The organism is Providencia huaxiensis, from assembly GCF_002843235.3.
Lineage (GTDB): Bacteria > Pseudomonadota > Gammaproteobacteria > Enterobacterales > Enterobacteriaceae > Providencia > Providencia huaxiensis.
This window is the reverse complement of record NZ_CP031123.2, coordinates 1,989,531-2,002,618: the sequence shown is the minus strand read 5'-3', so window position 1 is coordinate 2,002,618 and position 13,088 is coordinate 1,989,531. Positions and strand designations below refer to the sequence as shown.

The window sequence follows — 13,088 nt, the reverse complement described above, 5'->3', positions numbered from 1 at the left end:
GATGGTTTTACTCAGGTATATAGCAATAGATAAGTTCGGGATCATTATCATCTAAATTTTCAATGTAGCCACTAGGAATAAAGCCAGCTTTTATTAAGAGGTGTTGAGTTGCTGTATTCGATTGATTTGTAGAAGTAAAAATCTTTTGGGATTTACTCTGCATTTTTAGTTTATTAATTAAAGTGAGGCCAAGGCCTTGCCGACGATACTGGCGATTTACCATAAGCAGTTCAATGAAGCTATGAGCAAAAAAACGTTGGTTTATTACGCCATACGCCAATATATTGTTCGTGTAAACATGCCATCCAACTCACTCTACAATCAAAAGCAAGCTGGAGCAGAAGGACTCGCTAAGCTAGAAGCGGAGCGATTAGCGCAAGAAGAAGCTAAGCGTGCAGCAGAGGAAGCGGAAAGGGTAGAGCAGGAAGCTGTTGAAGGTGATCTGCAGGATGATAAATCCTAAAAAAGAAGGGTAAAAGCTAATGTAACCATGTCGGATTTTTACCTGACTTTTACCCGACGTTTACCCACCTAAAATTTCAGGCACAAAAAAACCAACCGTAACAGGTTGGTTTTCTTAGAATAAGTTGGTCGGCATGATAGGATTTGAACCTACGACCCCCGACACCCCATGACGGTGCGCTACCAAGCTGCGCTACATGCCGAACTCTGATTTATACTACTCAATTTGCTTCTAAAAGCAATAGACTCATGATGCGACTGGTTGATATTTAAGCACTTAATTTTCATTAAAACGCTTTAATTCAGTAAAGATCTTCAACAACTCAGCTAAATCAGGTTTTTCATTCTTCTCGATAGCACCTTGTTTATCATAGATATTAAACTGACCATTTTGATCCATATAAAGGGTGGCATTGTCAGTGGTAATCACAACATCGTCGTTATCACCGGTGATCACCCATGGATAAGTACGTTTAATACTAAATAAGTCTTCACCTTGGCTGTAATCATCTGGTGGGTTTGTGACATGTAATAAACGCTGCATTAGCGTAGTCATTATATCTTGATGACTAGTCAGTTTATCTATTTGTTGCGCAGGGGTATTCGGCCAGTAAATAAATAGAGGCACCTGCATGTTATCTCGATTAAAGTGTTTGCCGTCTAACCAATCGTTTTCTGATTTACCTTGATTATTGTAATTGGCAGTCACAATAACAATAGTATTTTCTAACCGGTTATCACGTTGCAATGCCGCCATTACACGTTTGATCTGCTCGTTGGTTTTTGCACTACCCGGTGTGCCAGTAATGTTAAGGAACGAGAACCAAGGCGACCCATTTTTAAGGTTATCTAACCAATTATTCCATTGAGAAACGGTCAAGCTATCGTTATCTGCAGTTTTGGCAGGCAAAGAGTAATCGGCTAAAATAGCTTGCCTGAATAATGGAGAGTTAAAGCCATCCGTTGAGAATAAACCAAACTGATACCCTTGATGTTGAAGGGCTTCAATCAGGCTAGATGGATGGCGGCCATTAAGAATATTATCAAAGTAAGTCGATGAAATCCCATAGAATAAACCAAACAAGGCGGTATCGTTACGTAACCCAGTTGTATAATGGTTGGTAAACTGTGTGCTGATTGATTTAAACTCATTCAGGGCATTTATCGAATCTTGTTGTGACTTATCACCGAGGTCATCAACCACTAATAATAATAAATTATAGCCTGAACCTTGGTCATAATAGCTTAATGGTTTTAATGGGTAATTCAACTTAAGGGCGGTCGGACTACCTTGCTGGAAGACACGATTTTGATGTTCTGTTAAATCCAATAAGCCATATCTATCAAGAAGTTTCCGTGCGGTCATCGGTTGTGATAATGGGTAATTATAACGCTGCATAGTGATAGGGCGGTAAAAATTCGCATCGGCCCATGCATACATCAGGTGTGACATAATAAAAGTCACAATAAAAATACCTGCAAGCGGTTTACCAAAGGTTTGCCGGCTTAAGCTGCGCAGTTTTTGCCAACTCCAAGTTGCAAATAACATTTCAACGAGAAAGATAATTGGGATACCGATAAACATCAGCTGCCATTCACGAGCCATTTCGCCTTTTGTGGGGTTAATGACTAAATCCCAAACCTGTGGTGTTAGATGCAAACCAAACTGGCTAAAAACACGGATATCAAAAATTAAAAGGGTTATCCCTGCAGTCGCGAGGGCAACAGAAAGTAGCCTCAGCAACCGCTGAGACATGACAATAAAGGTCAGTGGAAAAATAATTAGTAAGTAGGCCGCAAAGACCACGAAGCTAAAGTGACCTAACCAACTGACGAAGGCATAAACTCGACCAGTTAGGGTGTCTGGCCAATCAAAAATAAACAGGTAGCTGCTACTTAACGCGAGGCTAAGCAGTATATTGAATAGTGCAAACCAGTGCCCCCAACCAATCATGTTAGAGACTTTGTCACGGTAGCGCAGGTGGGTGACCATACTGTTTATTTCATTAATCAATTAGTGTGATTTATCTTCTTTAACAGAAGAAAGTAATGCATTTGCGAATGATTCTGCAATCATTTTACGTTGTGCAGGTGCAACCGACGTATTTAGCAGATTCGTGACCATGTTACCTAACACCATAAGGGAAAGGTCAACAGGGGTGTGGTTTTTTTCTAACACACTAACAAGGTCAGAAAGTAAACCTTCAACTTTTTCATCACTATAGCGAGATGATTGTGGCATAAATTGAGACATCCTAAATTAATGAAAGCTACATATCATAGCGTATCACAGTTGGTTTTTCTTCTTTCTTCGCAACAAATTTTTGTTTAAGTGATAATAATGCTAATTCAGATTCGTAAAGTGTGCATAAGTTCAGCAGGGTGGGGTTAAAATTTGCACAAATGATAGTTTCTATTGCAGAGGAATAATATCAGTGTTTGAATACGCGCAACATTATTTCTGCTATTTCGAAGGAGCCAACAATGAGTCTGGAAATTAACCAGATAGCTTTACACCAGTTAATTAAAAGAGATGAACAAACCCTCGAGGTGATGTTGCGGGATTCTTTATTAACAGCAGATGGTGTCGTACAAGACATGATGGCAGAGTTACACCGCGTCTATAGTGCAAAAAGTAAAGCATTTGGTGAGTTTAACGAAGAAAGTGAACTTGCTGATGCATTAAAACTATTGCGCAAAGGTGAGGACGAATTTTTAGGTTTTAGTCGTGCGATGACCGTTCGCTTGAAAGATGAATTAGCTAAATATCCTTTTGCTGAAGGGGGCGTCGTTCTTTTCTGTCAATACCGTTACCTTGCAGTCGAATACTTATTAATTGCAGTGCTCAATAGTTGTGACAGCATGTTTGTCACGGAATCATTAGATTTAGGCACAACTCATTATTTAGATATTCCTCATGCGGATATTGTCGCTCGTATTGATTTAACCGAATGGGAAACCAATCCAGAGTCAAAACGCTATTTAACCTTTTTAAAAGGTAGAGTAGGACGAAAAGTCTCTGACTTCTTTATGGATTTTTTAGCTGCGTCTGAAGGGCTAAATGCAAAAGTTCAAAATAAAGGCTTAGTTCAAGCACTTGATGATTTTTGTGACAATGCTCAGATGGATAAAAATACTCGTCAAGCTTATCGCCAGCAAGTGCATAGCTATTGCACGGAGCAATTACAATCAGGTGAAGAAATTGAGTTAGAAGCATTGGCAAAAGAGTTACCAATGGTGGAAGAACAAAGCTTCGATGATTTCGCTCGCCAAAATGATTATCAACTCGAAGAAAGTTTCCCTGCCGATAGAGGAACGTTAAAACAATTAACGAAGTTTTCGGGGAGTGGTGGAGGGATCACGATTAGCTTTGATGCGATGCTCATGGGGGAGCGTATCTTTTGGGATCCTGTCACTGATACGTTAACCATTCGCGGCACACCACCTAATTTGCGGGACCAATTACAACGCCGTGGTACTAAATAAGTTATGGTGTTGAATCGCTAGAAATAAATAACGCCGCAATTGCGGCGTTATTTACTCGGCGTCCCGAAAATTCTAAAGCTCGGCTGTGGGCTTTAATTAAGCGCGCAGGAAGTCAATGTGCGTCACTTTTGGCTTAAATGGGTGACGTTGAACAGCCTGAACTTTTACTTTTGTTTCTTTACCATCGATAACCAGATTCAGAACTTCGTAAAATTCTGCTTTGCTTTCTTGGTTGATGATTTCATCGTGGTTAAGAGTTACAGAGATTGCTTCTTGGTTGCCACCGTAAACGATAGCTGGAAGCTGGTTATCTCTGCGCAGGCGGCGGCTCGCACCCTTACCCTGCTCTTTACGTTCAATTGCATTGATAGTTAACATTACTATTTCTCTATAAAAAGAAAATATAAATTCCTGCTACAGGCGACCCAGCAGCAGGTTCGAGATTTGGCCTAGGGATACTTCATTCAGAGAACAAGATATCGGAAGGCGGGCGGCATTTTAACGAAAAATCCGTCATCCAGCAATCATTATGATCATTTTCGCTTTACGATAGGGGATCTGCAACGCGAAAACGCCCTTGATAATTGAAGATTTTCTCTCGAATTTCCCAGAAACGTTCTTTTTTGCGAGCGACAATAAATTGGGGATATCGTAATAAAGATTGCTGCAATAATATATCATTTGCATTATTCCACTTAAATGGAACACCTGGGGCACGTTGATGCTCCCGTAAAAAACGGTATTCAAACACGCGTTTTTGCGCAGGAGTTGCTAGGCGAAAACGTTCTGAAACACAGGTTCCATCTTCATCATAATAGTTGATTTTAATCCATTCGCCTTTGGCATCATTCCCTGTGATAAATTGCATTCCCCCGCAACGAATGATCAATGCATCTTTAAGTTTTAATGCGGCTTTTAACATATCGTCAGGGTCGGTAAGCACCTCTTGGCATTTTTGGCAGCGACGAGCGGCTATATCGTTTTCAGCGCCACAGTGTGGGCATTGCTTAAAGCGAAAACGGAATTCACATTGCTGTTTCTGCCCATTTTCGTCTTCTTCCCAGCCTTGGCAACGCCGGCCAAAGTGTTCAATAATTTGGCCATCAGAGGTGCATTTTCCCCAAAAAATATTCGCAAATTGGCACAATGGGCAGAAAACTTGTACCGGCACACTGGTTGAATTCGGTTTACTTGAGCCCACCTCTGGTCGAAATAGGTCATGTGGATTCCCTGCATAATCTAAGATTAAACAGCGTGTTTTTCCCTCAGAAAGGCGTAATCCTCGACCAACAATTTGTTGGTATAAACTCACTGACTCTGTTGGTCGCAAAATAGCAATCACATCCACATGAGGAGCATCAAACCCGGTTGTTAACACTGAAACGTTAACGAGATAATGTAGTTCTTTGTTTTTAAATTGCTTAATAATTGATTGCCTATCAGCAGCCGGGGTTTCAGCTGTCACTAATGCAGCACGACCCTGAGGTAAATAGCCCAAAATTTCTTTTGCATGTTCGACCGTTGCAGCAAAGATCATACAGCCTTGCAAAGGTGCTGCATATTCAATAACTTGCTCAATAATTTTAGGTGTAATGCGTTGTTGTTTTTTTAACGACAAATTAAGTTCTTGTTCGTTAAAAATACCCGATGATGTAAGTGAAACCTGGCTAAAATCATATTGTAAAACAGGCATGTCAAGCCGTTCAGGCGGGACTAAGAACTTGTTTTTAATCATATAATGTAGTGGTAATTCATAGATGCACTCACGGAAAAAACAATTTTCATCACCGCGTACCATGCCATGGTAATGGTATTGGTAAATCCAGCCACTGTTGAGGCGGTAGGGGGTGGCTGTTAAGCCTAAAATACGTAATGAAGGGTTATTTGCTTGTAAAACTTGAATAATCTGTTGGTATTGGCTCTTATCATTCAAACTTATACGGTGGCACTCATCAATAATTACTAGGGAAAAATGTGCGTCAAATGCTTTAAGATTGCGAGCAACGGATTGCACACTGCCGAAAACGACTTTGCTTTGAGACTCTTTGCGATTCAATCCTGCTGCAAAAATATCAGCTTGCAGGCCATATGCGAGGTACTTAGCATGGTTCTGTTCAACTAATTCTTTTACATGCGCTACTACCAGTACTCGTCCTCGAGCGAGTCGGGCCAATTCGGCAATCACTAAGCTTTTACCTGCGCCAGTTGGCAAGACAATCACGGCAGGGTGAGTCTGCTTACGGAAATAACTCACTGTCGCATCGACAGCTTCTTGTTGGTAAGGGCGTAAAATAAAAGACATATTATTCAGTATTATGTAATTCAGTCAGGTGAATGACGTTAAATTTAATTTAAAACGATGAGTCTGTCTAAAGATGCCTGTAGCTTCAGGGAAACTATCACTTCACAGGGGTTATTGTTATAATGAATAATGTGATAACAATCACAACAACCTTTCACTCTATATTCTGACAGTTGAGCGTTATTGTACGCTTCACTGGCATTCCATCAAGTTAAGAGAATCTATGCGACTGGATAAATTTTTGTCCCAGCAATTAGGGATAAGCCGAAGTTTGGTAGCGCGAGAATTGCGCGCAGGGCTTGTAACAGTTGACGATGAAATCGTTAAATCAGGTGCCTTTCAAGTTACGATTGACCATGAAGTCGCTTATGATGGTAATGTCCTCGTACAAGTTACTGGGCCGCGTTATTTTATGTTACATAAACCGCAAGGCTATATTTGCTCAACAGATGACCCAACACATCCAACAATTCTTTTTTTTATTGATGAGCCTCTTGCACAAAAACTGCATTCAGCAGGGCGTTTAGATATCGATACAACGGGTCTTGTGTTATTGACTGATGATGGTCAATGGTCACATCGCATTACTTCACCGAAGCATCACTGTGAAAAAACATACCGAGTTCAATTGAGTGACGACATCGCCAATGATGTTGCCGAGCAGTTTGCTAAGGGCGTTATGCTTAACGGGGAAAAACACCCAACTAAACCGGCGAAACTGGAAATTATTAGCCCTAGAGATGTCCGATTGACGATTAGTGAAGGGCGCTATCATCAAGTAAAACGCATGTTTGCTGCAGTAGGAAACCATGTTTGTGGGCTACATCGTGAGCGCGTTGGCGAAATTTGGCTAGATGAGACGCTTGAACCAGGAGAATACCGCCCACTGACGGAAGAAGAGATCAACAGTATTAATGTACCACGTAAAAAAACAGCAGGAGTTTAAAGAGTGCAACAGCAGCGTTCATCCTATTTGGGGCTGATATTAATTCTAGGTTTATTATCGATGCTAATGCCATTGGCTATCGACATGTACCTACCAAGCTTTCCGACGATGATGCATTATTTTAATGTAGATGAAGGGCGCATTCAGATGACGCTCAATAGCTACATTTTTGGTTTTGCTATAGGACAATTATTTTATGGTCCGATGGCAGATAGCATTGGGCGTAAACCCGTTATTTTAGGTGGTGTCGTCGTTTTTGCAATCGCTTCAGCGGCCTGTGCTATCACTGAATCGATTGATTCACTGATTTGGTTGCGTTTCTTACATGGTTTTGCCGCTGCCGCTGCAAGTGTTGTGATTAACGCGCTTATGCGGGATATGTTTACCCGTGATGAATTTTCAAGAAGTATGTCTTTTGTTGTATTAGTGATGACAATAGCACCGTTGCTAGCCCCTATTTTAGGGGGAGAGTTAATGCGTTGGTTCTCATGGCATGCAATTTTTTGGAGCATCGCCATTGCAGCGGTTATCGCTGTCGTTTTAGTGAGCTGTTTTGTGCGGGAAACATTACCCGTAGCTAAAAGGCAGAAGTTTCATATTGGTACAACATTAAGGCAGTTTGCCACTTTATTTAGGGCAAGACAGGTACTGTTCTACATATTAGCGAGTTCATTTTCCTTTGCAGGGATGTTTTCATTCTTAAATGCAGGCGCTTTTGTGTATATCGATTTGAACGGGGTGTCTCCACAGAATTTTGGCTACTATTTTGGTATCAATATTATCTTCCTATTTATTATGACGACAATAAATAGCCGCTATGTTAGGCATTTTGGTGCAGAAAAAATGCTTTACTTTGGTATTATTATTCAATTCGTGATGGGATTGTGGTTGCTAATGACAACAGCCTTTGCGCTAGATTTTTGGACACTGGTAATCGGTGTTGCCATTTATGTCAGTGGCATAGCGATGATCACTTCGAATGCAATGGCCGTGATCTTAGATAATTATCCACATATTGCAGGAACGGTTTCTTCATTGGCAGGCACAATCAGGTTTTCGATTGGTGCGCTCGTTGGAACGTTATTATCACTAATACCTGCGCAGAGCGCATGGCCAATGGTCGGTTCAATGGTCGCTTGCGTTGCATTTTCAATGTTGTTTGTATTATTGGCCAAAAAAACAAAGTAAGTCATGTCATATGTTTTCAAGTTTCAAGGATGAAGCTGAGAACATGTAATTCTCTTCTTTAATATCTAATCAAATAAAGCATGTTCTAGTTACTTCTCCATATCATTCATTTTATCTATAAGAGATAGAGGATTATTGCTCGATAAAATCGAGTAGTAACGCAGGGTATTTAAAATTTTTGCTAAAAAATGATCTAAATCAATTATCATTAGGGCTGGATTTGTTAAATTTATGTTTTATGATTTAATGTGCATTGCAACATTATTCATTAATAAAAATTTGGTTTAACTTCAAGAATAAACTCTTTTTTACTATTTTCATTTCAGAAATGTAAAAAAAAGTTAAGTATTTTGAGCTGGATGTTGAGCTTGAAGATCAAAATTAGTTTAAATTTTAATATATTTACTATTAAAATGAATATGCAATGATTTGTGTCACAAAAATTTAACGACATTTTGTTTTTTTAATGTTATATTTAAGGTTCGATATTTAACATTAATGTTACTTTTTAGATAACTAAAAGTTCGGTTTGAACGATGAATGATTGGCTTAAGCCGGTGTTAGGTCAAGTAAGAAAGTAAATATCAATACTTGGCAAAATACTAAAATGTTTCAATAGGATATGTTTGTGGAAAAATTAGGTCTTTCGGTGGTGCACAGGCTACCGCAAAGCTACCGCTGGTTATCAGGCAAAAAAGGTACAGATGTTGAAGTTGTACCTATGAATGATGTCGATAGCGATAAGCTTGTGGGGCTGAAATTACTTAGCCATGACTGTGCGACAGACTGTATTGCAATGCAGCAATTATCTGAATCATTATCAGACATGCAAATTGCTAATGCGATCTTAGAGTGGCAGAAAGAAATTTGCCTATTCATTCATGCTAATGATGAGTTAGCCGCTATGTGCCGTTTAAAAGCTTCAGGTGTTGCTATTGCAGAACTTTCTTCTGGTTTTTATAGTGCTTAGTTTAAGAGCTATAGTTTATAGAACTTAGCTTTGAGTATGTTTTAATATTTTTTTAGTAATGATGGCTCGGTTGTTTATTACTGTTTTTGCTTACTGATTTTATTTGGCTCTATATTTAAAACTGTTTTTTTGGATGAGTATCATCATGAGGTGGAATTTGGTGACTGAGTTATTCTTGATTTAAAATCGGATGACTACCACTAAATTTAGTCAGTAGAGATTTCCAATAAAAAAGCTTCCATCATATGGAAGCTTTTTTATTGGAAAGGGGATATAGGGTACTACAAAAATTTATGAGCCGTTGATAATGCGTCTACTTGCATAATATCTTTTGCTCCAGTAAGAGTTAGTCATTTCAGAAACGATAACACCACTACTGGTTGATGCATGAACAAATTTTTCATCACCAATATAGATACCAACATGCTTCATCGTGCGGCCTGTTTTGAATAAAACAATATCACCGACTTTTAGGTTATTACGTTTTACGCTTTTCCCGGAGGATTCTTGCTCAGATGTTGTACGAGGAAGCTCAACACCAAATTGTTCAAAGAATGTGCGCTGAACGAAACTTGAGCAATCGACACCTTTCTTTGTTGTGCCACCAAGGCGATAAGCTACACCTTTCCAGCTTGCGTATTGGTCCATTATTTTAGACTTAGTATCAACGCTTTGTACTAACTCTTCGAATTCATCTTGAGATGCCATCGTCAACGAATCGCCAGCAGAGCCATTTAGCATACGTGTATCTGATTTGGCAGTATATTGTGTATTCTTAGCTGACTTTGGGGTGGTACATGCTGTGAGCGTTACGGCAATGGCAATTGCCGGAACAATGCGCCAAGCATAGCGCTTAAGTTTTTCAGACGTTAGCATTCTTATATATATCCCTTACCATTTTTCTAGTACTTTATTGTGTAAAAAGACACAAAAAAACTAAACCTATCCCTGTGAAAAACGCATTATAAATCATAGAAGTGTGTTTTTCGCAGAAAGTGTTTATTGCAGCACTACCAAACTTCGAATGTGTTAATCATATTTAATGACTTATTGAGTATAGGATATATATCAATATTTACTAAATTTACTAAGACATTCTTTACATTTTTTGCTTGGAAGATTTGGTTTCGCATTAGTACCAAATCAAACCTTTAAGAGCATACATAAACAAAAGCAAAATGGCGAGTTAATAGGGGTGAAATTTACAAAACATTAGATAAAAGAGCCTATTTGCCATTGGGTTATGTGATGGTCGTCTACAATGAGGTATATTCACTTATAAAACGGGTGTTTATCACTAATAAAATATGATCTGAATCACGTTTTATTGTGTGCTATTTCAGTGTAATTACATAATTAAGTCCTTTTTAAGCTCAAAATGTAAAGAAGTTTAAATTTATATTTAACGAAGGTTTGTTTGTGGGGAAAACGAATAGTTTAATTTGTCTTAAAAACCACCATTAGAATGAAAAATACTCAAAAAATAAATATACTGTATGTATATCAGTATTTTTGTTAATCATATTCTTTGTGTGATATTGATATCGGATAATGTGAAATAATCTACGCTCACAATAAATCAATATAACCAGATACTAATGGTGAGGGTAAAGTGTAAGTCAGAGTATGTGTGCTATACCTTAATATTATAGTCACGATAAAGCCGTTGTTCGAAATCGGTAAACCGACGATTTAGTGTAGAACGGGCTATTTTAGTTGAAAAATAATCAATGGGGATTAAGTTAGCAGACCCCAGGTTATCAATAATAAGAAATTGGCCACAAGGTTTATAACCTAGTTGGTAAACGATATTATAAGTTTTTAGCGCCATCGTGGTGATAGCCTCTTTATATATGTTTTTTTTAAATTGCTCGTAAGCAACTTTCATATTTTTTTTATGTTTTAAAAAAAGTTGTTTGTTTTTTAGGTAATAATCTAAAGTGTGTGAAACATTTCCTGTTTTATCTTTGATTAATTGGAATACATAACCCAGCCCTTGATCAGTTTGTTGGGTGCCATAGTAATGAGAAATTGTTTTTGTAGTGAAGTTTTTTCTATATAAACGCTTGTAATAGCGAATCTCTCTTAAGGTTTCTTTGTCGTCTCTCCCATTTAGATGAACTTTTATACATAGGTCATGATGCTCAGGATGCTGATAACAAGCACGTTGTCGGCCTGATGCGATCAAGTTGGTAGAGGGTAATGAAATTTTTTTATCTAAATTTTTATTCATGATGATAAACACTATTTTTAATGATTTATTGGATAAGCCTCAAGTGATATTGCGACGGTTTTTATAAATTATACAACCAATGCTAATAGATACTATTTATAAAGTGTTGCATTTTGTGTGGTTAATTAAGAGTGATGTAAGTCGTTTATTTTATTTGGATAAATAATTAAAAGGAAAAATAAAAAACTACGACTATAAATGAAATTTTTAATTTCTTTTTGGAATTAGTATGTCGTTCTCAGGCAATTTAGCCAAATTAAATACTTTAACTGTAAATAAATGACAGAAAGTGACGATAACATAATTTTAGGAGGAGATTTCTTCATGAATAGCTCAGTAAAAAAAATAGTAATGACTTTTCTAGCGGTAGCGACACTAAGTACAAATTTTTCAATGTTTGCCTCTGAAAACAGTGATGTGAGAAGGAGTAATACTGCCGTTATTCGATTTACTGGTGCTATTGTTGCGTCGCCTTGTGTAGTCGAAGCGAATGTTCACAGGGTTGAAACTAAATGCTGGAATGATAATGGCAAATTGGAAACCGCATCTGCAGATATTCAAAAATTAAAAAATCAAGAAACGTTGCTTCCGAACCAAAAAGGTACTCAACAATTTACCTGGATTAATAAAGATAAAACCTTAGGTATTTATACGATAAAATACGATTAATCTTGAGATAAGCAAGAATTGAATGTAGCAAACTAAAATGAGATGAGGGTGCAATGTTTAATTTTAATGGCATATGCCTATGAACAATAGACTCATAGGCATATAAAGCATTATTTCTGCGAAACTAAAAGCAAAAATTAATCACAACGGCCCATATAACGACGCTCAGCGATATGAATACGAATTTTCTCACCACTGGTTAAATACTCAGGAACTTGGACAGTTAACCCTGTAGCCATCGTTGCAGGTTTAGTTCGTGCACTGGCAGACGCCCCTTTAATTGCAGGTGTTGTCTCAATAATGGCCATATCAACCGTTTGTGGTAACTCTAAAGCAAGAACTTGCCCATCCATCGTTAACACTTGCATTCCTGGTAACCCTTCTTCAGGAATAAAAAGTAATTCTTCTTCAATATCTGCTTTTTTGAAAATGTAGGGAGTGTAGTCTTCATTATCCATAAAGACATACTCGTCACCATCAATATAAGAAAAACTGACTCCACGGCGCGTAAGCGAAATTGTGTCTAAAATATCATCGCCTTTGAAACGTTCTTCAACTTTTTGGCCAGTTTTGATATCAGTAAAACGCATTTTATATAATGTACTCGCACCACGAGCGCTAGGTGCTTGAATATCAATGTCTTTTACAAGTAATAATTTGCCGTTGTAGTTGATTGCTAAACCACGTTTGATTTCATTGGCCTTGGCCATAAATAACCTTCTTTGGGGTTGTCAAAAAGAGTGCGACAAAATTACTCGCAGATAAGGAATTAGGCAAGATGCTGAAGTCAATTTTCAGTGAAAAATTTTTGGATAATACAATTCTAGATAAT

Annotated in this window: 14 protein-coding genes and 1 tRNA gene; 6 read left to right on the top strand and 9 right to left on the bottom strand. The window is 38.1% G+C overall.

What is annotated here, in order from left to right; genetic code table 11:
- Window positions 1-7: 7 nt before the first annotated feature.
- Window positions 8-280 (bottom strand): GNAT family N-acetyltransferase, encoded by a 273-nt coding sequence (locus tag CYG50_RS23640; protein WP_168222848.1) that lies wholly within the window; start codon window positions 278-280, stop codon window positions 8-10.
- Between CYG50_RS23640 and CYG50_RS11090 the strand changes: the two genes are divergently transcribed.
- On the top strand, window positions 197-463 hold the full coding sequence (locus tag CYG50_RS11090; protein ID WP_148241596.1) for a hypothetical protein: 267 nt from the start codon (window positions 197-199) through the stop codon (window positions 461-463). The genes CYG50_RS23640 and CYG50_RS11090 overlap by 84 nt on opposite strands.
- A gap of 125 nt (window positions 464-588) precedes the next feature.
- Here CYG50_RS11090 and CYG50_RS11085 read toward each other — a convergent pair.
- From CYG50_RS11085 to CYG50_RS11075, 3 genes are all read right to left on the bottom strand, one after another.
- Window positions 589-665, bottom strand: a tRNA-Pro gene (locus CYG50_RS11085).
- Window positions 666-739: 74 nt separating this feature from the next.
- Window positions 740-2,455, bottom strand: a complete 1,716-nt coding sequence (gene yejM, locus CYG50_RS11080) for an LPS biosynthesis-modulating metalloenzyme YejM (protein WP_102137688.1) — start codon at window positions 2,453-2,455, stop codon at window positions 740-742.
- Window positions 2,456-2,476: 21 nt separating this feature from the next.
- Window positions 2,477-2,704, bottom strand: a complete 228-nt coding sequence (locus CYG50_RS11075; RefSeq protein ID WP_047755730.1) for a YejL family protein — start codon at window positions 2,702-2,704, stop codon at window positions 2,477-2,479.
- 242 nt (window positions 2,705-2,946) lie between these two features.
- Between CYG50_RS11075 and yejK the strand changes: the two genes are divergently transcribed.
- Complete coding sequence (yejK, locus tag CYG50_RS11070; RefSeq protein WP_102137689.1) at window positions 2,947-3,948, top strand: nucleoid-associated protein YejK; 1,002 nt, start codon at window positions 2,947-2,949, stop codon at window positions 3,946-3,948.
- Window positions 3,949-4,044: 96 nt separating this feature from the next.
- On the opposite strand, the gene rplY is transcribed toward yejK, so the two are convergent.
- Together rplY and radD are read right to left on the bottom strand one after the other, a co-directional pair.
- Window positions 4,045-4,326, bottom strand: a complete 282-nt coding sequence (gene rplY, locus CYG50_RS11065) for a 50S ribosomal protein L25 (RefSeq protein WP_004260060.1) — start codon at window positions 4,324-4,326, stop codon at window positions 4,045-4,047.
- 166 nt (window positions 4,327-4,492) lie between these two features.
- Window positions 4,493-6,250, bottom strand: a complete 1,758-nt coding sequence (gene radD / locus CYG50_RS11060; protein WP_102137690.1) for a DNA repair helicase RadD — start codon at window positions 6,248-6,250, stop codon at window positions 4,493-4,495.
- A 223-nt stretch (window positions 6,251-6,473) separates the two neighbouring features.
- Between radD and rsuA the strand changes: the two genes are divergently transcribed.
- The 3 genes from rsuA to CYG50_RS11045 all read left to right on the top strand — a co-directional run bounded on the left by rsuA (window position 6,474) and on the right by CYG50_RS11045 (window position 9,354).
- Window positions 6,474-7,196, top strand: coding sequence for a 16S rRNA pseudouridine(516) synthase RsuA (rsuA, locus tag CYG50_RS11055; RefSeq protein WP_102137691.1), 723 nt, complete (start codon window positions 6,474-6,476; stop codon window positions 7,194-7,196).
- 3 nt (window positions 7,197-7,199) lie between these two features.
- Entirely contained in the window at window positions 7,200-8,384 is a 1,185-nt protein-coding gene (locus tag CYG50_RS11050; RefSeq protein WP_102137692.1) for a Bcr/CflA family multidrug efflux MFS transporter, read from the top strand.
- A 628-nt stretch (window positions 8,385-9,012) separates the two neighbouring features.
- Window positions 9,013-9,354, top strand: coding sequence for a YejG family protein (locus tag CYG50_RS11045; protein ID WP_102137693.1), 342 nt, complete (start codon window positions 9,013-9,015; stop codon window positions 9,352-9,354).
- 291 nt (window positions 9,355-9,645) lie between these two features.
- On the opposite strand, the gene mepS is transcribed toward CYG50_RS11045, so the two are convergent.
- Window positions 9,646-10,230 (bottom strand): bifunctional murein DD-endopeptidase/murein LD-carboxypeptidase, encoded by a 585-nt coding sequence (mepS, locus tag CYG50_RS11040; RefSeq protein ID WP_102137694.1) that lies wholly within the window; start codon window positions 10,228-10,230, stop codon window positions 9,646-9,648.
- 757 nt (window positions 10,231-10,987) lie between these two features.
- Window positions 10,988-11,587 carry a YrbL family protein gene (locus tag CYG50_RS11035; protein WP_102137695.1) on the bottom strand — a complete coding sequence of 200 codons (600 nt, stop codon included), beginning with the start codon at window positions 11,585-11,587 and terminating at the stop codon, window positions 10,988-10,990.
- Window positions 11,588-11,911: 324 nt separating this feature from the next.
- Here CYG50_RS11035 and CYG50_RS11030 point away from each other — a divergent pair, with 324 nt between their 5' ends.
- Entirely contained in the window at window positions 11,912-12,256 is a 345-nt protein-coding gene (locus CYG50_RS11030; protein WP_102137696.1) for a YmdA family protein, read from the top strand.
- A 137-nt stretch (window positions 12,257-12,393) separates the two neighbouring features.
- On the opposite strand, the gene yeiP is transcribed toward CYG50_RS11030, so the two are convergent.
- Entirely contained in the window at window positions 12,394-12,966 is a 573-nt protein-coding gene (gene yeiP, locus CYG50_RS11025; protein ID WP_102137697.1) for an elongation factor P-like protein YeiP, read from the bottom strand.
- Window positions 12,967-13,088: the final 122 nt, after the last annotated feature.

Coding starts and splice junctions, on each gene's coding strand:
- yejM (WP_102137688.1), bottom strand. CDS start 2,455: ATGGTCACCCACCTGCGCTACCGTGACAAAGTCTCTAACATGATTGGT.
- CYG50_RS11075 (WP_047755730.1), bottom strand. CDS start 2,704: ATGCCACAATCATCTCGCTATAGTGATGAAAAAGTTGAAGGTTTACTT.
- yejK (WP_102137689.1), top strand. CDS start 2,947: ATGAGTCTGGAAATTAACCAGATAGCTTTACACCAGTTAATTAAAAGA.
- rplY (WP_004260060.1), bottom strand. CDS start 4,326: ATGTTAACTATCAATGCAATTGAACGTAAAGAGCAGGGTAAGGGTGCG.
- radD (WP_102137690.1), bottom strand. CDS start 6,250: ATGTCTTTTATTTTACGCCCTTACCAACAAGAAGCTGTCGATGCGACA.
- rsuA (WP_102137691.1), top strand. CDS start 6,474: ATGCGACTGGATAAATTTTTGTCCCAGCAATTAGGGATAAGCCGAAGT.
- mepS (WP_102137694.1), bottom strand. CDS start 10,230: ATGCTAACGTCTGAAAAACTTAAGCGCTATGCTTGGCGCATTGTTCCG.
- CYG50_RS11035 (WP_102137695.1), bottom strand. CDS start 11,587: ATGAATAAAAATTTAGATAAAAAAATTTCATTACCCTCTACCAACTTG.
- CYG50_RS11030 (WP_102137696.1), top strand. CDS start 11,912: ATGAATAGCTCAGTAAAAAAAATAGTAATGACTTTTCTAGCGGTAGCG.
- yeiP (WP_102137697.1), bottom strand. CDS start 12,966: ATGGCCAAGGCCAATGAAATCAAACGTGGTTTAGCAATCAACTACAAC.